The 18,938-nt window shown below is 67.4% G+C and carries 18 protein-coding genes; 3 read left to right on the top strand and 15 right to left on the bottom strand.

Annotated elements, in window-relative coordinates; all coding sequences use genetic code 11:
• Positions 1–72: 72 nt before the first annotated feature.
• The 3 genes from dmpG to ACFC0O_RS26970 are packed head-to-tail and all read right to left on the bottom strand — an operon-like array spanning position 73 to position 2,857.
• Complete coding sequence (dmpG, locus tag ACFC0O_RS26980; protein ID WP_364637752.1) at positions 73–1,125, bottom strand: 4-hydroxy-2-oxovalerate aldolase; 1,053 nt, start codon at positions 1,123–1,125, stop codon at positions 73–75.
• A 14-nt stretch (positions 1,126–1,139) separates the two neighbouring features.
• Positions 1,140–2,048, bottom strand: a complete 909-nt coding sequence (locus ACFC0O_RS26975; RefSeq protein WP_364637750.1) for an acetaldehyde dehydrogenase (acetylating) — start codon at positions 2,046–2,048, stop codon at positions 1,140–1,142.
• Between the two features lie 23 nt (positions 2,049–2,071).
• Complete coding sequence (locus tag ACFC0O_RS26970; protein WP_375962449.1) at positions 2,072–2,857, bottom strand: 2-keto-4-pentenoate hydratase; 786 nt, start codon at positions 2,855–2,857, stop codon at positions 2,072–2,074.
• A 151-nt stretch (positions 2,858–3,008) separates the two neighbouring features.
• On the opposite strand from ACFC0O_RS26970, the gene kstD reads away from it, so the two are divergent.
• Positions 3,009–4,715: a 3-oxosteroid 1-dehydrogenase gene (gene kstD / locus ACFC0O_RS26965; protein WP_375962447.1), complete on the top strand. Its 1,707-nt coding sequence runs from the start codon at positions 3,009–3,011 to the stop codon at positions 4,713–4,715.
• Positions 4,716–4,961: 246 nt separating this feature from the next.
• On the top strand, positions 4,962–5,825 hold the full coding sequence (locus tag ACFC0O_RS26960) for a MaoC/PaaZ C-terminal domain-containing protein (protein ID WP_375962444.1): 864 nt from the start codon (positions 4,962–4,964) through the stop codon (positions 5,823–5,825).
• A gap of 187 nt (positions 5,826–6,012) precedes the next feature.
• Here ACFC0O_RS26960 and ACFC0O_RS26955 read toward each other — a convergent pair whose 3' ends face one another.
• The gene (locus tag ACFC0O_RS26955; RefSeq protein ID WP_375962442.1) at positions 6,013–7,047 is read right to left on the bottom strand and encodes an AraC family transcriptional regulator; all 1,035 of its coding nucleotides are present in this window, start codon (positions 7,045–7,047) and stop codon (positions 6,013–6,015) included.
• A gap of 184 nt (positions 7,048–7,231) precedes the next feature.
• Here ACFC0O_RS26955 and ACFC0O_RS26950 point away from each other — a divergent pair, with 184 nt between their 5' ends.
• Positions 7,232–7,579: a hypothetical protein gene (locus ACFC0O_RS26950; RefSeq protein ID WP_364637740.1), complete on the top strand. Its 348-nt coding sequence runs from the start codon at positions 7,232–7,234 to the stop codon at positions 7,577–7,579.
• 33 nt (positions 7,580–7,612) lie between these two features.
• On the opposite strand, the gene ACFC0O_RS26945 is transcribed toward ACFC0O_RS26950, so the two are convergent.
• From ACFC0O_RS26945 to ACFC0O_RS26895, 11 genes are all read right to left on the bottom strand, one after another.
• A complete protein-coding gene (locus ACFC0O_RS26945; RefSeq protein WP_375962439.1) occupies positions 7,613–8,044 on the bottom strand; it encodes a hypothetical protein in 432 nt (143 codons plus the stop codon).
• On the bottom strand, positions 8,041–9,315 hold the full coding sequence (locus ACFC0O_RS26940) for a DUF58 domain-containing protein (RefSeq protein ID WP_375962437.1): 1,275 nt from the start codon (positions 9,313–9,315) through the stop codon (positions 8,041–8,043). The genes ACFC0O_RS26945 and ACFC0O_RS26940 overlap by 4 nt, the downstream gene beginning before the upstream one ends.
• Before the next feature lie 180 nt (positions 9,316–9,495).
• Entirely contained in the window at positions 9,496–10,458 is a 963-nt protein-coding gene (locus ACFC0O_RS26935) for a MoxR family ATPase (RefSeq protein WP_364637734.1), read from the bottom strand.
• A gap of 28 nt (positions 10,459–10,486) precedes the next feature.
• The gene (locus tag ACFC0O_RS26930; RefSeq protein ID WP_375962434.1) at positions 10,487–10,990 is read right to left on the bottom strand and encodes a hypothetical protein; all 504 of its coding nucleotides are present in this window, start codon (positions 10,988–10,990) and stop codon (positions 10,487–10,489) included.
• The gene (locus tag ACFC0O_RS26925) at positions 10,987–11,937 is read right to left on the bottom strand and encodes a DUF4129 domain-containing protein (RefSeq protein ID WP_364637730.1); all 951 of its coding nucleotides are present in this window, start codon (positions 11,935–11,937) and stop codon (positions 10,987–10,989) included. The genes ACFC0O_RS26930 and ACFC0O_RS26925 overlap by 4 nt, the downstream gene beginning before the upstream one ends.
• Positions 11,938–12,217: 280 nt before the next feature.
• Positions 12,218–13,699 carry a UDP-glucose dehydrogenase family protein gene (locus ACFC0O_RS26920; protein ID WP_375963868.1) on the bottom strand — a complete coding sequence of 494 codons (1,482 nt, stop codon included), beginning with the start codon at positions 13,697–13,699 and terminating at the stop codon, positions 12,218–12,220.
• A gap of 2 nt (positions 13,700–13,701) precedes the next feature.
• Positions 13,702–14,853, bottom strand: a complete 1,152-nt coding sequence (locus ACFC0O_RS26915) for a glycosyltransferase family 4 protein (RefSeq protein ID WP_375963865.1) — start codon at positions 14,851–14,853, stop codon at positions 13,702–13,704.
• Between the two features lie 179 nt (positions 14,854–15,032).
• Positions 15,033–15,992, bottom strand: coding sequence for a cell division protein ZapE (zapE, locus tag ACFC0O_RS26910; RefSeq protein WP_375962431.1), 960 nt, complete (start codon positions 15,990–15,992; stop codon positions 15,033–15,035).
• Positions 15,993–16,084: 92 nt separating this feature from the next.
• Positions 16,085–16,393, bottom strand: coding sequence for a hypothetical protein (locus ACFC0O_RS26905; protein WP_375962428.1), 309 nt, complete (start codon positions 16,391–16,393; stop codon positions 16,085–16,087).
• A 72-nt stretch (positions 16,394–16,465) separates the two neighbouring features.
• On the bottom strand, positions 16,466–17,800 hold the full coding sequence (locus ACFC0O_RS26900; protein ID WP_375962425.1) for a carotenoid oxygenase family protein: 1,335 nt from the start codon (positions 17,798–17,800) through the stop codon (positions 16,466–16,468).
• Between the two features lie 53 nt (positions 17,801–17,853).
• The gene (locus ACFC0O_RS26895; protein WP_375962423.1) at positions 17,854–18,882 is read right to left on the bottom strand and encodes a medium chain dehydrogenase/reductase family protein; all 1,029 of its coding nucleotides are present in this window, start codon (positions 18,880–18,882) and stop codon (positions 17,854–17,856) included.
• Between the last annotated feature and the right edge of the window lie 56 nt (positions 18,883–18,938).

The following is an 18,938-nucleotide window of genomic DNA, read 5'->3' as shown; positions in this document are numbered from 1 at the left end:
GTTGAGCGGTGCGTGACGACGAACTGGGCCGCAACCGAAAGTGGTTGCGGCCCAGTTCGTTATGCCAGCGGATCAGGCGGTGACCGCCGCCTGCTCGCGCTGGAGTTCCAGGGCGATATCGATGAGCTGATCTTCCTGGCCGCCGACCAGCTTGCGCTTACCCGCGCGCACCAGCATTTCGGCGGCGGAGACGCCGTAGCGCTCGGCCTGACGCTCCGCGTGCCGCAGGAACGAGGAGTAGACGCCCGCGTAACCCATCATCAGGGCCTGGCGGTCCAGCAGACATTCGCTCGGCATGGCCGGGCGCACAACGTCTTCCGCGGCATCGGTGATGGCGAAGAAGTCGACGCCGGTCTTGACGCCGAGCTTGTCGCAGACACCGATGAACGCCTCGACGGGCAGGTTGCCCGCGCCCGCGCCGAAGCGGCGAGCCGAACCGTCGATCTGGGTCGCACCGGCGCGCACCGCGTACACCGAGTTGGCGACGGCCAGACCCAGGTTCTCGTGGCCGTGGAACCCGACCTGCGCGTCATCGCCGAGTTCGGCGACCAGCGCGGAGACGCGATCCGAAACCTGTTCCAGCACAAGGGCACCGGCGGAGTCGACGACGTAGACGCACTGGCAGCCCGCATCGGCCATGATGCGCGCCTGCTTGGCGAGCAGCTCCGGGGTGGTGGAGTGCGCCATCATGAGGAAGCCGACGGTCTCGAGGCCCAGATCCCGTGCGTAACCGAAGTGCTGGATGGAGACATCCGCTTCGGTGCAGTGGGTGGCGATGCGGCAGATGGACGCACCATTGTCCTGCGAGATCTTGATGTCTTCCTTCACGCCCACGCCGGGCAGCATGAGGAAGGCGATCTTGGCCTGCTTGGCGGTCTCCGCGGCGGCCTTGATCAGTTCCTGCTCAGGGGTTTTGGAGAAACCGTAGTTGAACGAGGAACCGGCGAGGCCGTCGCCGTGGGTGACCTCGATGACCGGCACGCCGGAGGCATCGAGGGCGCCGACGATATCGCGGACCTCGGTGACGGTGAACTGGTGGCGCTTGTGATGCGAGCCGTCGCGGAGCGAGGTGTCCGTGACGCGCACATCGAGTTCGCCCGAGAAGGGCTTCAGCACATTGCTCATGGTTGAGTTCTCCCTTACACCCGAGCCGAGAGGATCTGATCGGCCAGCACGTCGCCGACCTTGGTGGCCGCAGCCGTCATGATGTCGAGGTTGCCCGCGTACGGCGGCAGGAAGTCGCCCGCGCCCTCGACCTCGACGAAGATCGAAACCTTCGCCAGGCCACCGGAGACCAGCGAGGGGTCGTCGAACTGCGGGTCGTTGAGCAGGCGATAACCGGGAACGTATTCCTGGATGGACTTCTCCATGCGGAAGATCGACTCGCTGATCGCATCGCGGTCCGCGTCCTCGGGAATCGCGCAGAAGATGGTGTCGCGCATGATCATCGGCGGCTCGGCCGGGTTCAGGATGATGATCGCCTTGCCACGCTCGGCGCCACCGATGCTCACCACGCCGTTGGAGGTGGTCTTGGTGAACTCGTCGATATTCGCGCGAGTGCCGGGACCGGCCGACACCGAGGAGACCGAGGCCACGATCTCGGCATAGGACACCGGAACGACCCGGGAGACCGCGTTGACCATCGGAATCGTCGCCTGGCCACCACAGGTGATCATGTTGACGTTCATGGCGTCGCGCAGCGAGTCCAGGTTCACCGGCGGAATGACGGCGGGGCCGACGGCCGCGGGGGTGAGGTCGACCGCGCGAATGCCCGCGGCCTCGTACTTCGGCGCGTACGCGCGGTGCACGTAGGCCGAGGTGGCCTCGAACAGCAAATCGGGCTTCTCATCGAGGGCGAGCAGCCAATCCGCGCCCTCGGGGGAGGTTTCGAGACCCAGGCCGCGAGCGCGCTTGAGGCCCTCGGACTCCGGGTCGATGCCGACCATCCAGCGCGGCTCGATCTTGTCCGAACGCAGTAGCTTGTACAGCAGATCGGTGCTGATGTTGCCGGACCCGACGATCGCGGCGGTGACTTTGCTTGCGGTCACGGCTTTCTCCTACTTCGGTGAGCTCAGCTGAAAGACAGGTGGACGGAGCCGAGTCCGGTGAACTCGGCGATGAACTCGTCACCCGGACGGGCGTCGATGGCGCGGGTGCAGGACCCCGGCAGGATGATGTCTCCGGCCTTGAGGCGCACGCCGAACTGGGCGACCTTGCGGGCCAGCCACGCCACCGCGATGGTGGGGTCGCCGAGCACGGCGTCGGAGCGGCCCTCGGCGATGACCTCGCCATTGCGGGTCAGCACGGCGTCGATTGCCTTGATATCCAACTGATCCGGGGCCACGCGCTGCTTGCCGAGGACGAATCCGGCCGAGGAGGCGTTATCGGCGATGGTGTCGCACAGGCCGATCTTCCAGTCCTTGATGCGGGTATCGATCAACTCGATGGAGGGCGCGTAGGCGACGGTGGCCTTCAGCACGTCTTCCTCGGTGCAGTCCTCGCCGGGCAGATCCGCACCCAGAATGAAGCCGACCTCGACCTCGACGCGCGGGTACAGGAATTTGGCGGTGTCGACCGGAACGTCTTCGAAGACCTCCATCTCCGCGAGGAGATGTCCGTAGTCGGGTTCGTCCACGCCCATCATCTGCTGCATGGCCTTGGAGGACAGGCCCACCTTGTGGCCCACCACCTTGGCTCCGCCCGCGAACCGCCGACGCATATTGATCAGCTGGATCTCGTAGGCATCGACCACGTCGATGTCGGGATGCCGCGCGACCAGGGGGTCGAGCGCGATACGGTCCCGTTCCGCTACGGCGAGTTCGTCCGCAAGTTCCTCACGAAGCGCGTCGGTCAGCACGCTGTTTCCTTCCGTACAAGGGGCCGGCCGGTGGCCAAGCAGTTACGAGACTAGAAACTGAAACGAGTTTTTGTGAAGTAAATCGCCTCAGCAGTCCCACCTGCCAGACCAACATAGACCAAACCAGGATTGATTCTATAACGTGTTCTACATGACTGATCGGGATTACGACGTGGTGGTGGTCGGCAGCGGTGCCGCCGGTATGACCGCCGCCCTCACCGCCGCACACCGCGGTCTGCGCGTGGTGCTCATCGAGAAGGCCGCGCATTACGGCGGATCCACCGCCCGCTCGGGTGGTGGTGTCTGGATTCCGGGCAATAAGGCGCTCAAGGCTTCGGGACGTCCCGACGACCGCGAGGAAGCCCGCACCTACCTGCGCAGCATCATCGGCGATGTGGTGCCCGCCGACAAGATCGATACCTATATCGACCGCGGCGCGGAGGCTTTCGACTTCGTGCTGGACCACTCCGCACTGAAGATGAAGTGGGTGCCGGGCTACTCCGACTACTACCCGGAGGCACCGGGCGGTAAGGCGGACGGCCGCTCCTGCGAACCCAAACCGCTGAACCTCAAGATCCTCGGCGCCGAACGCTTCAACCTGGAACCGCCCTACTCCAAGGCTCCGCTGAATGTCGTTATCCTGCAGGCGGATTACAAGAAGCTGAACCTGCTGCGCCGCCACCCCATCGGCTTCGCCACGGTGCTGCGCGTCGGAACCCGCTGGGCCTGGGGCAAAGTCACCGGCAAGGCGCTCGTCGGCATGGGCCAGGCGATCATCGCCGGTATGCGCAAGGGCCTGCTGGACGCGAATGTGCCTGTGCTGCTGAACACTCCGCTCACCGGGCTGGTCATCGAGAACGGCGTCGTCACCGGCGTCGAGGCCGAGCAGAACGGCGAGACCGTCCGCTTCAACGCCAAATACGGCGTGATCCTGGGCGCGGGCGGCTTCGAGCACAACGCCGATATGCGGCACAAGTACCAGCGTGAACCCATCACCACCGAATGGACCACCGGTGCGGCCGCCAATACCGGCGACGCCATCCGCGCGGGCCTGGATGCCGGTGCGGCCGTTGACTTCATGGAAGACGCCTGGTGGGGTCCCACCACGCTCAAGGGCCAGGGCAAGCCGTGGTTCGCGCTCGCCGAGCGCAATCTGCCGGGATGCATCATCGTCAACGACGAAGGCAAGCGATTCGGTAATGAGTCCGCTCCTTACGTCGAGGCTGTGCACACCATGTACGGCGGCGAATACGGGCAGGGTGATGGTCCGGGCGAGAACGTGCCCTCGTGGCTGGTGTTCGACCAGCGCTACCGGAGTCGCTACATCTTCGCTGGTCTGCAGCCCGGTCAGCGTTTTCCGTCCCGCTGGATGGAAAACGACAACATCGTCGTGGCGCCGACCTTGGCCGAACTCGCCGAGAAGCTGGGCGTGCCCGCCGATAGCCTGACCGCGACCGTCGAGCGTTTCAACGGCTTCGTGGACAGCGGCGTCGACGAGGACTTCGGCCGCGGCAAGAGCGCCTACGACCGCTACTACGGCGATCCGACCATCAAGCCGAACCCGTGCCTGAACAAGCTCGAGGTGGGCCCGTTCTACGGTGTCCGCATGTACCCGGGCGATCTCGGCACCAAGGGCGGTCTGGTCACCGATAACGACGGCCGCGTGCTCCGCGAGGACGGCACCGTCATCGACGGCCTCTACGCCGCGGGCAACACCTCCTCCCCCGTCATGGGCCACACCTACGCGGGTCCCGGCGCGACCATCGGACCCGCGATCACCTTCGGCTACCTCGCCGCGCTCGATATCGCCGCCAAGGCGAAGAACGGCGCGGCCGTGACGGCCGACCAGAACTCCTGAACTGTCCCAACCCAGTTCAGGACGGGTTGGGCGCGAGTCGGGTCACGTCGTGCTCGCGCCCAGCCCACCCCCCTGCCCGCCGCATCGCCGGAACCCCCTGCCCGGTGGCGCGGCGGGCATCACACACTGAAACGTCACCGGGGTCGACTGTCCCGGCGAGCGGGCGCGCCGCTTGCCGCGCGCGGCCTGTGCACCGGAGTATCGGACCCGATGGGTCTATGCCCACCGATCTCACGAGGAGTAGTAATGCCCATCGATCCGAATATCGCGCTCGGCGCGGTGCTGCCGTCCGTCGACTTCAGTTGGACGCCGTCGGATGTGCAGCTGTACAACCTGGCGCTGGGCGCGGGTGCGCGCTGGACGGAACCGGCCGAACTTCGGTACCTGGATGACCGCAATCCGCAGGTTCTGCCCTCTTTCGCAACTGTCGCACCGTTTTTCCACGAAACGGAGCCACCCAAGGTGCAGTTCCCGGGTGTCGACATCGACCTCGCGAAGGTGGTGCACGGCAGCCAGGAGATCGTGGTGCACCGGCCGATTCCGGCTTCGGGCAAGGCGGTTTTCGAGCGCCGGATCAGTGAGATCTGGGATAAGGGCTCGGCCGCGGTGATCTGGCAGGAGCACACCGCCACCAGCTCGGACGGTGAATTGCTGTGGACCGCGCGCTCTTCCATCTTCGCCAAGGGCGAGGGCGGTTTCGGCGGCGATCGCGGACCGTCGGCCAAGGCCGAACTCCCGGACCGCGCACCGGATTTCGATGTGCTGACCCCGACCCTGCCGCAGCAGGCGCTGCTGTACCGCATGTGCGGTGACCGCAATCCGCTGCACTCGGATCCGGAATTCGCCCGTAATGCCGGATTCCCCAACCCGATTCTGCACGGCCTGTGCACGTACGGCCTGGTCCTCAAGGCCGCCACCGATACCGCGCTGGGCTCGGATGCCGCCCGCGTCACCGGATTCCGCGCCCGGTTCGCCGGAGTTCTGTACCCGGGTGAGACACTGCGCACCCGCATCTGGGAGACCGAGGGCGAACTGCTCATCGCCGCGACCGTGGTGGAGCGCGATGACGCGCCCGTACTGGCCGATGTGGTGCTGACCCACACCGCGTAAACCCCCCGAAACAGCCGGGCCGCTACCGATTTTCGGTCGCGGCCCTTGCTGATTCGGGCCACCGGAAAAATTCCGGGAGATCGGAATATTTCAATCGCCATAGTGCATTCGACGGTCCGGGAGTGCGGCCTTCGCCCGATTCGCACCCGTGCGAGCCGTAGCGTTCAGCTGGACCGTGATACAGCGTTCAGCTGGCGCGCGACACCCGTCCGCGGTTCTCGCGCGCGAACTGCCCGGGCGACTGCCCCTTCCAGGCGCGGAAGGCCGAGGTGAACGCGGACACGCTGGCGTAGCCGAGCCGAATCGCGGCCTGCTCCACCGTCATTCCGGTGATGAGCAGCTCCTCGGCGAGCAATCCGATGGTCTCGGTGGTCAGTTCGCGGAAGGTGGTGCCCTCATCGGCGAGCCGGCGGCGCAGGGTGCGCACGCTCAGATCGAGTTCCGCCGCGATCCGGGACTGATCGGCGATACCGCCCCGGCTGATGAGCAATTGCCGCACCCGCCCGCTGATACCGACCCGGCTGCGGCGGCGCTGCATGAGATCGGCGCACTGCTGTTCGTAGAACCGCGCGGTGGCCGAATTCGCCTGCGGCAGTTGCAGACTCTGAATATCGGCGGGACCGGTCACCACCGAGCGGGCGGCGTTGAAGGTCACCTCCTCGACCCCCAGCATGGCCCCGAACATCTCGTAGACCGGATGCGGCGGAAAGGCCACCGCGACCCGCGTGATGGGCGGCCGCATGGGCAGCACATCCTGCTGAATCGTCCAGATGGCCGCCACATCGCGTTCCACCGCGAAGCGCCGCACCTCGCGCGGAACACCGCTGTCGTCCCGGACAATTGAGACATCCTGCCCGTCGATGACCAGGTGATGCCGGGCGACGGTGAAGGACAGATCCGCGTAGCGCAACGCCAGACCGACCGCGTCGCGCACGGTCGGACAGCTCATCAGCGCGAAGCCCAGCACGCCCAAGCTGGGCGGATGGCACAGCAATCCGGCCATCAGACCCATGCCGGGTTCATCGCCGACCTCGGCCACCACATTGCGCATCAGCGCCAATTCCTGCCCGAGGGTGATCTCGGCGGTGGAGTCGAGCAGATCGCCTTCGCGAATTCCGGTGCCGCGCAACAGCGCAGGCGTGGGTATCCCCCGTCCCGACGCGAATTCGACCAGCAGTGCCGCACTGGTTATGGAACGCAACTGCGCCTGGCCGTCGGTCACAGGAAAATCTTCGCAAACTCTCGGCGTACTTCGGGCCGGAACCGGTCGGTAAGTTGCTGTTATAGGCCGAAATTCGGCTGTTTCTGACCTATGAAGCACTGGAACAAGTAACGCTCGCGGCCTTATGGTGAATATCTAGCGAACTACCCCCGATTCAACCGATAGACATGGAGAAGGTGAACCAATGGCCGGCTGGCAGGTGTTCACAGCCACCCTGGCAATGCTCACGATCATGGCCGTCACGTTCGTGAGCCTGCATCAACCGCATCGTGATCCGGACAGACTGTCGGTGGACCGGATCCGCGAGCGAATCAGCAATGAGCACACCGCATCCGCCGATCCCATCCTGTCCACTTCCGTCTGGTCGCACGGCGCACCCGATCACGAACTCGATGTGACCGAGGCGCACCGCACCATGCAGCAGCACCGCCGCTGCGTGGTCGGCGAATGCGATCGCAAGGGTGCGGCCTTCCGCGCCCTCGTCGACGCCGGGCGCATCAAGCCGACGCGGATGCCGCCGGCCCTGCAGTAACCCGGGTCGGCCCCGGGGTCACTCCGAAAGTCTTCACCCGCCGGAACGTTCGTCCACCAGTCCTCGAATGATCAAGGCGTACAGCAGGATCACCGCGATCGGCGCCACGATCGGAATCCAGGACAAGCCCGCAGGCAATAACGTCGCCGTTCCGGCGGCCACCGTGAAGATCAGGGCGCCCGCCACCGAGGGGATGGTGGTGGGCACCACCCCGATCGGAGCCGACACCGTCGCGGTATTGAGCAGGTAGGTGGTGGCCACCAGGCCGATCGCCCCGGCGACCAGCGCGCCGGTCTCGACGAAGGCCAGTACGGCCAGTGCGGCCAGCACCGCGCCGACCGCGCAGACCCGCCACCGCCAGCCCGCGATCGCGAGCACGACCGTCGGGATGGCCGCCCACGGCAACACCAGGGCGACACCGAGCGCGAGCAGCAGACCGGAGAGCACCGCGAGGAATCTGGTCATCGGCGCACCCGCACGGTCCGGCGCTGCTGGGGCAGCAGGCGCATGATCTGATCCAGGCGCGCGTCCTCGGGCCACGGCACGATATCCACACCGACCGTGCTCATATCGCGGTACATGGAGGTGCGCTCCAGCTGCCACATGCGCGCCAGCGTGGAATCCAGGCCGTCGGAGAACGGCGGGCCGCGCAGCACGTCCACCACCACCACGACGTGCCCGCGCTTGCGCAGATCGATGAGCGCCAGCGCGAATTGGGTGTCCAGCAGCGTGGAGAAGGCGACCACCACCGCGCCGATCGGCACACCCGCGTGCGGGGCCAGCGAGCCCTGGGTGGCGATATGTTCATCGCCCACGTCCAGCACGGTGTCGACGATGCGATAGAACTGGCGGCGGCCGATATCCGGGCGCAGCCAGCGCGGCGAACGACCCAGGCAGACAACGGCTGTCCGGTCACCGGCCTGCAGCGCCGACTGCGCCACCTGCGCCGCGCCGCGCACCGAGAGCTCCAGTGAGTCCGAGGCCGGACCCGGGGCCTGTAGCGAGGTGTCCACCAGCACAACCACATCCGCCGCGCGATTGGTGAAGCGCTCGGTCACGAACAGGCGTCCGCGGCGCGCGCTCACCGCCCAGTTCACCGTGCGCAGCTGATCGCCCGGCGCGTACGCGCGCACATCGGCGAACTCCACGCCCGGGCCGTGCCTGCGGGTGAGATGCGTGCCGATCCGCTCGGGAAGTTCGGTGCGCGGCAGGCGCATTCGCTGCGGATCGGTGATCGGGTACACGTATACGTCACCCGCGGGCAGCTGCACCGAGGCCACCGCCAGCCCCGCCGGACTCAACGCCGTCACCCGCACCGGAATCGGATACCGCCCCCAGCGCGGCGCGGACAGCGCGATGCGCATCCCGGCGGGTGCGGCCCCGGAATCGAACGCCTCCTCCACCTGGGTGTCCATCCCGGCCACCCGCTGAGAATGCATGCGCAGCAACGCATGTCCGCTCTCCACGAAGGCGGCCGCGGTCAGCACCACTTCCTCGGTCTCGAAGCAGCGCAGCACCCCGACCCCGTCCACCTGAATCCTGGTGCGCGACAACTGCAACGGCGCGGTCGCCAGCACCCCGAGCATGGGCGCGGCGAACACCACCAACTGCCACTGCCCCAAGACGATCGCCGCCACCAACGCGGGCACCGACACCACCGCCAGCATGAACACCAACGGCGCGGGCCGCCACCGCAATTCGGTCGAGGAGGCCGCACTCTCATCCCGATGCTTCACAAGCGCCCCGCAGACCGCTCTGGTCGCCGCGCCGTCTCGATGCCCTCGCGACGCAGCCTCATTCCGGCGCGCTCGGCAGATCTCGTGGGGGCGGGTCCCACCCGGGCGGCAGTGGGACGCGCTGTGTGCGGCGGGTGGGGTAATGCGGGGTGGGAGTTCATGTTCGGCTCACGCGATCACTCATGCCTGGTTGGCGCGGGGTACCGGGAGGCGGCGCAGCAGTTCGGCGATGACGTCCTCGCCGCGAATGCGGCGGACCCACATTTCGGGGCGCAGCGTGATGCGGTGCGCCATGGCGGGGATGGCCAGGGCCTTGACGTCCTCGGGGACCACGTAGTCGCGGCCGTTGAGAAGGGCTCGGGCGCGGGCCATTTGGACCAGGTCGAGTTCGGCTCGGGGGCTGGCGCCGACCTCGACCTGGGGGTGGCTGCGGGTGGCCGCGGCCAGGGAGACGACGTAGCCGACCACATCGGGGTGCACGGTCACGAACTCCACCGATTGGCGCATTTCCATCAGGCCCTCGGCATCGACCACCTGGCCGATCTGAGCGGGCTGCGAACCGCGCTCCAGCCTGCGGCGGATCATCTGCATCTCGTCGGTCTCGGACAGATAGCCGAGCCGCAATTGCAGTGCGAAGCGGTCCAATTGGGCTTCGGGCAGCGGATAGGTGCCCTCGTACTCGATCGGATTGTCGGTCGCCATGACCACGAAAGGCTGTGGCAGCGGGAAGGTCTCCCCGTCGATCGACACCTGGCCCTCGGCCATCGCCTCCAGCAGTGCGGCCTGGGTCTTGGGCGGGGTGCGGTTGATCTCGTCGGCCAGCAGCATATTGGTGAAGACCGGGCCGCGCCGGAAGGTGAACCGGCCCGAATGCATGTCGTAGATGGTGGAGCCGATGAGGTCCGCGGGCAACAGGTCCGGGGTGAACTGCACGCGGGTGAAGTTCAACCCCAGCGCCGTCGCGAACGAGCGGGCGATGAGCGTTTTGCCCAGACCGGGCAGATCCTCGATGAGGATGTGCCCGCCGGACAGCACGGCGATCATGATCAGCTGCAGTTCATCCCGCTTGCCCACCACCACCCGGGACATCTCCCGCAGCACGGCATCGGTGCGCTTGACGGTCACGTCCATCGGTGAGGTCATATCAGTACTCGCATATCGAAAAACCCGTTCACATGTTCTGGAGGCGGCGCAGGATCTCGTCCAGCGCCGGTCGGCCGGGTGCCGGATTCGTCTGGTCACGCAGCGCCGAATTGGCGGGATCCACCCAGCGCCACAGTTCGGGTCCGAACTGCAGCTGCCCGGCGGTCTCGGTGGCGCGCCGGTTCTTGGCCATCCGATGGCCGCTGGTCAGTTCGAACTCCTTCGCGAGCAGCGGCCGCAGATGCCGGTCCCAGTCCGCGCGGCTGCCCTCGGACCGATCCGCCAGCATCTGTGCCCGAGCCTGCCAGCGATTGAGCATTTCCGCTGGGCCATTGTCGATCTCGTGATCTTCCGGACTGGCGGGCTGATACCGGCGGGCGCGGTCCAGCAGCGACCAGACCAGCAATCCCAGCACCCCGGCGACCGGAATGGCGGCCACCGGGAGCAGGGTGGTGCGGTCATTGTGCAGTGCGAACATCTCGAACAGACCCGCCAGCAGCAGGCCGCCGACCACTATCGCTATCCGGCTCATGCGGTTTCCGCCTGTCCCTGTAGATCGGCCAAGACGATGCGCAGCAGCTGTTCGGCTCGCATGCGCTGCCACTCCAGCATGGAGTGCGGACTGAACCGGGCTTCCTCGAAGAGCGCCACCAACTCTCGCGCCGAGGCATCGTGCAGGAAGCCGCGATCGAAGGCGCGCGCCAGCACCTCCGAAGGAGTGTCCGAGGCCAGCGGAGCCACCTCCCGCGCCTGCGCGAGACCGCGTTCCATGGCGACATAGCAGGCGATGATGGCGGTGCGCGGATCCTGACCCGGCGCGATCATGGCCGCCAGGCCCATCTCCGCGACCTTGGCCAGTGACACCGCCTCGGTGGGCGAACTGGGCACGATACCGGCGATTTTCGGTTCCGGGCGGCGCGTGGAGCCGACCGCGACCACCACCAGTCCGGTCATGGCCACCAGTACCAGCGCGATCGCACCGACGGCCACCAGGACCAGCACGGTACCGCTGAGCGGTGGATCGGGCAGCGATTCCGGCGGCGGGGCCAGGGTGTCCACCGGCTGGGTGCCGCCGGTGGTCGGCGACGGGGTCGAAAACGTCTGATCCGCGGGTTCTTTGCGGCCGGGACCGACCAGGTAGATCGACAGCACCGCGGTCGCGACCAGTGCGATGGCGGCCAGCGCGATCAGCACCAGCAGTCCGAGCCGGGGCAGTCCGGTGCGCTCGCGCTCGCGATCCGGATCGGGTTCGGGCATCGAAAGTGGCAGCCGGTGTTGGCTATTGATCACGCCCGCGGCCAGGATCACCACCGAGACCAGCAGCAATACCGGCATGAGCGCCAGCGTCACCGCCGACGGCGCACCCGGCGCGGAGGGTCCGCCGGTGCCGGGGATGTAGCCGCGCAGCGCGAAAACGGCGAGCATCAGCAGGGCGATCAAGCCGATCACCCGCGATGCCAGCGTCCCCACCCCAGTCACGTGTACCCCTAACCAGAGTCCTGCAAATCAGGCACATAGTTACATGCCGGTAGGTCCGGTTGGGGGGAATTGCGAAACACCGATTACATGCGAATCCTGAATATATTCGCGCTCGAGGTTCGGTGACCGCATCGCACGTCCCGTGGTAGTGGGCCGGACAATTCGCATGTTCCGCTCATAACAAACCGCACTGAATAGATCCGATCGGAAGGACCGGACCGCATCCGAGCAGCGGCGGCTCGGCCACCCCGGGCGGCCGAGCCGAGACGTCCGCATCGGGTCACGCGGAGCGGCGCACCCGGGCCCGCAATCGGGTCAGCGCCGAATCCGCCAGTGTGGCAGGTGCTTCCACACCCCGGCGGGAGCCGCGCAGCGTACCGGGACGCAACGACTCCGGAGCCGGAGCGTTCAGCGGCTCGCGGGATTCCGCGCGCGCCACCGGATTCCGGGACTCGACCAGACGGCCCAGTGCCCGGAAATCCCATCCGGCCGCCAGCCACGGCTCCGGATCGAGAGCGTTGCGGGCATCGATGAGGGTGCGACCGCGCGCCACCGTGCGCAGGAAGACCGGATCAAGGTCCCTGAACTCACTCCACTCGGTGAGGTGCAGCACCACATCGGCCTCGTGCAGCGCGGCCGCCGCGGTGGCCGCGTAGATCAGCTGCGGGGCGACCGCGCGCGCCGGGACCGTGGCCGCCGGATCGAACGCGGTGACCTGCACGCCCGCCGCCTGCAGGCGCACCGCCACATCGAGCGCGGGCGAATCGCGCACATCGTCCGACAGCGGTTTGAAGGCGATGCCGAGAATGCCGACCCGATGGGAACCGCTGGCGTGCAGCAGATCCAGGGTTTCGCGCACCACCCGTTCGCGGCGGCGCAGATTGATGGTGTCGATATCGCGCAGGAAGTCCACGGTCTCGGCCGCGCCCAGTTCACCGGCGCGGGCGATGAGCGCGCGCACATCCTTGGGCAGACAGCCGCCGCCGTAACCCAGTCCGGCGCCGAGGAATTTGCGGCCGATCCGGTCGTCGTGCCCGAGCGCGTCCGCCAGTAGCGTCACATCCGCGCCGGTGAGCTCGCACAGTTCGGCCATCGCGTTGATGAACGAGATCTTGGTCGCCAGAAAGGCATTCGCGGAGACCTTGATCAACTCCGCGGTCGGCAGATTGGTGATCACCACCGGCGAGCCGCCCGCGATCGGGGTCGAATACACCTGGCGCAGCGCCCATTCCGCGTCCGGCGTGGTCACGCCGAACACCAGGCGATTGGGGCTGAGCGTGTCGTGCACCGCGTGACCCTCGCGCAGGAATTCCGGATTCCAGGCCAGATCCACCGAGATCCCGGCCGGGGTCAGCTCGGCGATGCGGGCGGTGAGCGCCTCGGCGGTGCCGACCGGCACCGTCGACTTGCCCACGATCAGGCAATTGCGGGTCAGATGCGGCACCAGGCCCTCGATGGCCCCGTACAGCTGGGACAGATCCGCCGCGCCGTTGGTGCCGGGCGGCGTTCCGACACAGAGGAAATGGACATCGGCGAACCGGGCGGCCGCCACCAGCGAGGTGCCGAACCGCAACCGGCCGGATTCCACATGTCCGGCCAGCAGCTCCGGCAGTCCGGGCTCGTGGAAGGGCACCCGCCCCGCCGAGAGCGCGGCCGCCTTGGCCGGATTGTTGTCCACCCCGAGCACTTCGAAGCCGAGTTCGGCCATGCCCGCGGCGTGCGTGGCACCGAGATAACCGGTGCCGATGACGGAGATGCGCAGCATCAGGATGCCTCCTTGGAGAGCGGGCTGCGGAGGTCGCCATCGCCTGGCAGTCGGCGGCGTTCCGCGATCACTTCGCGGTAGTGGCGAATCAGCAGATCGTTCACGGCCGCCCAGGAGCGGTCGCGCACGCTGCGCTGAGCGTTCTGCGCGGTCTGCGCGCGCAACTCGGCATCGTCGACGAGACGGCGAACCAGGGCTGTCAAAGCCTCGGCATCGCCCGGGGGATAGAGGAATCCGGCGCCGGGCGCGACCACGTCGATGGGGCCGCCGGAGCGCGGCGCGACCACCGGCACGGCGGAGGCGAGAGCCTCCTGCGCTGCCTGGCAATAGGTTTCGTGACGTCCGGTGTGCACGAACACATCCAGCGAGGCGTAGGCCGCGCCGAGTTCCTCGCCGTGCAGCACACCCAGGAAAGCCGCGCCCGGCAACAACTTTCGCAGGCGCTTCTCCTCCGGGCCGCCACCGACGATGACCAGGCGCACATTCGGCAGCGGCAGCAGGTGGGCGAGCAGCTCGAGCTCCTTCTCCGGAGCCAGCCGGCCGATATAGCCGATCAGCAGTTCACCGTTGGGGGCCAGCCGCTTTCGCAGTTCCGCCGAGCGCCGGAACGGGCCGAACTGCTCGAGGTCGACCCCGCGCGGCCAGCGTGCCAGGCCCGGCACACCCATCAGCTCGAGTTGCCGCAGGCTTGCGGTGGAAGGCGCGAGCGTGCGATCGACCTGCAGGTGGATGCGCCGGGTCAGCGCCGTCATGGTGCGCACACCGCCGGGCAGGTCATAGCGTTCGGCGAAACCCACAAGATCGGTCTGATAGATGGCGACCGTCGGCACGCCGAGCTCACCGGCCACCCGGGCCGCCTGATATCCCAGCGTCGCGGGCGAGGCGATATGCACGACATCGGGCTCGAATTCCCGCATGACCTTGCGCAATCTGCGACGCGTCTCCAGGCCGATCCGGAAGTCGCGATAGAACGGCAGGCGCGCCCCGCGCACCACGTGCACCCGGAATCCGGCGTACTTGGCCGGACCCGTCGGGGCCATCAGAACTGCTTCGTGCCCCTTGGCGGCGAGGTGATCGAGCACCCGCCGCACCGAGTTGGTGACGCCGTTGACCTGGGGAAGGAAGGATTCGGCGACCACCAGCACGCGCAATCGGCCGCCGGGGATGCTCGGATGGCGAGGCGCTGTGCCCTTGGCCTGCTCGCGGATTCGCATCGGTCCCCTCCGGTTCGGTGCTGCCTCCTGAATGCACGGTAAGAAGTCACTTGCAACGCACGCACCCTTCCGCGTAGACGGCACATGAACCGTTCCCGTCGATCAAGTCGACGTGTTCACCCGAGCGTCGCCACCGCGTCGCGCGCCGGTACCGAGAGCTCGCCGAGGCGGCTCAGCGTCCGGTACAGATCGGGGACCCGGGCCACGTCAGCGCCCATATCCGCGAGCGGAACCCGCGCGTACACGGACAGTTCCAGATCGGCGTCGTAGAGCACGTCGACCAGATTCACCAGCCGCATCACCCAGTCCGGCGGCACCGAATCCAGCGGCGGCACCTCGCACAGGGTCCACGTCCGGAACCGCCGCGTCAGTTCCAGGAAATCGGCCGCCGACACCGGGATTCCGCACAGCTCGGCGAAATCGACCGTCAGCGCCCCGTTTTCGGCGGCGCGCGCGTGCATCAGGCGGTGGGCGATGGGAACCTCCGCGCGCCCGGTGGCCGGGCACTCCCCCACGAGGTACCGCCCGGCCGCGAATCCGGTGTGCCTGCCGCCGAGCCGCCGGTAATCCTGGGGACCGTTCACCGAGAGCACATCGAGGTGTTCCAGGATGCGGTCGATGGTGGGCACGAACATGGGATGCCACAGTGGGTTCGGCATCAGCTCCTGCGGCGGGTAATTCGACGTGACCACGAGCGTGATGTGCCGAGCGAACAGGAGATCGAGCAGCCTGGCCACCAGCCGGGCATCACCCGCGTCGTGCACGTGGAATTCGTCGAAGCAGATCAGCCGGGCGTCACCGAGCAGGGCCGCGGCGGCGGCATCGATGCCGCCGTGCTCGTGGATGCCCGCGTTGAGCTGCGCGAAGAAGCTGTGGAAATGGAAGCGCCGCTTGCGTTCCGAGGGCACCGCGGCGAAGAACCGATCCATCAGCATGGTCTTGCCGCGTCCCGGGCCGCCGTACAGGTACAGCCCGCGCGGCCGATGCCACCGCTTCCCCACCCGCGCGGCGATCTCGTCGAGTCGATCCGCGGCCAGCCGCTGATCGTGGTCGAGAACGATATCGCTGGTCTGCACGGCAACCTCCTGCGCCCGAATCACCTTCCTCTATATCTATAGAGGGATTCGCGGCCGAGTGGAGCCGAAGGTGACCACTCGCACAGGACGATTCAGTTCTGCTGCGTGATGCGCACATCCGGCCACGGCGGGCGCTTCACCATCGCGGCGGTCGCGAACGCCGCCGCCACGAACCCGGTCAGCACCCCGATCAACGCGATCCGCCCGTCATCCTCGACCGGCTCCCACTTGACCTCACCCCCGTGCACCACGAACACCCCCAGCGGACGCGGCCGCGGCCGGAAAAACCCTGAGGTCCCGGTCACGGTGATGATCGTCGACCCATCCGCCGTCTGCAGCGGAGCCCCGTAAACCAGCGAATGATCCACCGCCGGAAGCTCTTTCATCCGATCCTGCAACATGACCGATCCCCTTCCCGAACATACGTCCCCCCAACGTACGCCCGGGCAAGGGTTCGGCGACCCGGTTGCGGATCAATCCTCGATCCAGGATCCGTGGATGCCGCCGGGCACCCGGCGCGGCAGTTCGACGGCCGCGATGGGCGGTGCCGTGATGTCGTGCGCGTCGAGGATGAGCAGTTCGGAGGAGGCCGAGGCGGCATCGCCGACAATGGTCAGCAGGTAGCCGTCATCCTCGGACGTGGCCCCGGCGGCGGGGACGAACACCGCCTCGCCCGGAATCCGGCCCGCACCGGTGGCGGCCAGCTCGCTCTTACCGGAATCGTTGTCGTACTTGAGGATTCCCACGCCCTCCAGCCCCGCACCGGGGAAGGCGACCGCGTAGCTGTAGCGATTGCGCCGCCCGATGTAGTCCTCGTTGATGGTGGGGAAATCGGTGATCAGGCTGTCCATCATGGTCTCCCGCGCCCGCCCCACCTGCGGGTCGAGAACGTAACGATGTTGCAGCGCACCACCATTGGGGCTGGACGGATATCCGGGAGCGCCGATCCACCACTTCCAGCCGGTCTCCCAGGCCGACCGGTCGAAGCGCGGCCCCTCGATCACGACGCGGCCGGATTCGTCCTCGTAGGCGTTCGAGACGTGCAGCAGCGCACCGGGTTCCACGTCGAACCAGGTCACCGCGCCGCCGGAGCGGGGCAGGATGCCGATGCGCGGCCGGTAGTCATCGCTCCACCGGTACGGGATGCCGGACTGCTCGGCGTGATCGAAGATCACCGACATATCCAGCCAGACAACGTAATTCTCGGTGATCCCGAAATCGTGCATGAGCGACGGCCCCGCGCCCTCGACGATCTGCTGCCGAAGGATCACCCCGTCCGGACCGGCTACGTAGTAGACGAGATGCGGCGGAATCGGCGAGTAGCCGAAGAAGTGCAGCTCACCGGTGACCGGATCCTGTTTGGGATGCGCGGTCATGGCGGTGGTGAGCTTGCCGCCGAAATCGTAAGGGCCCACCGTATCCAGCTCGGGGGTCATCTCGAAGGGGAGGTTGGCCTCCTGGAGTGCGAGGATGCGACCGGCGTGCTCGATGATGTGCGTCCCGGCGATGCTCGCGGTCAAATCCATCGAACCGTCTTCCCGCAGCAGCGGCGCACCGTCCAGCGCGGGCGTGCGCACCCAGCGATTGCGGTACCACTCGGCGCGGCCGTCCCGCAGTCGCAGGCCGTGGATCATGCCCGCGCCCTTGAACCAATGCGTCGGCACGTCACCGGGTTTCGGATTGTGGCCATTGCGGAAGTAGCGGCCGCTCAGCTCGGGCGGGATGCTGCCGCGCACGGTGAGATCGTGGGCGGTCAGCTCATCCGGGACGGGCTCGTAGTGTGCGGTCAGGTACGGCTTGGCGAGCATGGCGGTTCTTCCTCTGCTGAATGAAAGCTACTGGGCGAGAGAGCGACTGGTGACTACCGCGCGGGCAGAAGTACGACCTTGCCGGTGACGGTGCGGGATTCGGCGAGGGTCAGGGCCTCGGCGGCCTGGGTCAGGGGGAAGCGGGCGGCGATCTGGGGGCGCAGGTCACCCTTGGCGGCGAGCGCGAAGACGGCGGTCAGGTCGGTGGTGAGCTTGCGGCGGAAGGCGGTCGCGCGGCGCTGGCCGGTCCAGATGTTGTAGAAGTGAGCGCTGCGCTTGTTGGGCAGGACGTTCCAGAGCATCAGGCGAGCGAACAGTTTCAGGACCGGGAGGCGGGAGTTGCCGGTGTCGTCCTTGGTGGAGGCGGTGCCGTAGGCCATCAGGGTGCCGCCGGGGGCGAGCAGGTTGAAGGAGTCCACGATGCCGGGGCCGCCGACGTGGTCGAAGACCGCGTCGACGCCGTTCGGGGCCAGGGCGCGGACCTGAGCGACGACATCGCCGCGGTAGTCGACCGGGGTCGCGCCGAGTGCGGTGACCTGGTCGGCATTGCGGGCCGAGGCGGTGCCGATCACCTTGACGCCCGCGGCCAGGGCCAGTTGCACCAGCGTGGAGCCGACGCCGCCGTTCGCGCCGTGTACCAGGATCGTCTGTCCCGCACGCACTTTCGCGTAGCGGTGCAGCATCTGCCAGGCGGTGATGCCATTGACGACGAAGGTTTCGGCGGCGTCGGCGGGGAGTTCGGCGGGCACCTCGATCAGATCGGCGCTGTTCAGCAGCACGTGGCTGGCCCAGCCGCCGACCTTGGTCAGCGCGGCGACCCGCTTGCCGACCAGTCCGGCTTCGGCGGGCGATCCGACCTCGGCGACCGTGCCGACCAGGTCGTAGCCGGGCACGAACGGGAAGGCGGGCTGGTCGTAGTACTTGCCGCGGCGCATCTGCTGTTCGGCGAAGGAGACGCCGGTCGCCTCGACCTCGATCAGCGCCTGGCCCGGCTTCGGGGCGGCCAGTTCGCGGTGGGTGGTGAGCAGTCCCTCGGGCTCGACGGTGCCGGGCAGGACGATTTCGGTGGCGGTGATCGACATGATCTTCTTCTTCCTGATGCGTGAGTGACCGGTCAGTCACTCGATGGGTAAATGAA

Source organism: Nocardia sp. NPDC056100 (genome assembly GCF_042266325.1).
Taxonomy (GTDB): Bacteria; Actinomycetota; Actinomycetes; order Mycobacteriales; family Mycobacteriaceae; genus Nocardia.
Note: the sequence above shows the minus strand (reverse complement) of the source record. Positions and strands in the feature narration are given on the sequence as shown.

Excerpts from the sequence above, each read along its gene's own strand:
- dmpG (WP_364637752.1), bottom strand. The coding sequence starts at position 1,125 with ATGAGCAATGTGCTGAAGCCCTTCTCGGGCGAACTCGATGTGCGCGTC.
- kstD (WP_375962447.1), top strand. The coding sequence starts at position 3,009 with ATGACTGATCGGGATTACGACGTGGTGGTGGTCGGCAGCGGTGCCGCC.
- ACFC0O_RS26960 (WP_375962444.1), top strand. The coding sequence starts at position 4,962 with ATGCCCATCGATCCGAATATCGCGCTCGGCGCGGTGCTGCCGTCCGTC.
- ACFC0O_RS26950 (WP_364637740.1), top strand. The coding sequence starts at position 7,232 with ATGGCCGGCTGGCAGGTGTTCACAGCCACCCTGGCAATGCTCACGATC.
- ACFC0O_RS26945 (WP_375962439.1), bottom strand. The coding sequence starts at position 8,044 with ATGACCAGATTCCTCGCGGTGCTCTCCGGTCTGCTGCTCGCGCTCGGT.
- ACFC0O_RS26935 (WP_364637734.1), bottom strand. The coding sequence starts at position 10,458 with ATGACCTCACCGATGGACGTGACCGTCAAGCGCACCGATGCCGTGCTG.
- ACFC0O_RS26930 (WP_375962434.1), bottom strand. The coding sequence starts at position 10,990 with ATGAGCCGGATAGCGATAGTGGTCGGCGGCCTGCTGCTGGCGGGTCTG.
- ACFC0O_RS26905 (WP_375962428.1), bottom strand. The coding sequence starts at position 16,393 with ATGTTGCAGGATCGGATGAAAGAGCTTCCGGCGGTGGATCATTCGCTG.
- ACFC0O_RS26900 (WP_375962425.1), bottom strand. The coding sequence starts at position 17,800 with ATGCTCGCCAAGCCGTACCTGACCGCACACTACGAGCCCGTCCCGGAT.
- ACFC0O_RS26895 (WP_375962423.1), bottom strand. The coding sequence starts at position 18,882 with ATGTCGATCACCGCCACCGAAATCGTCCTGCCCGGCACCGTCGAGCCC.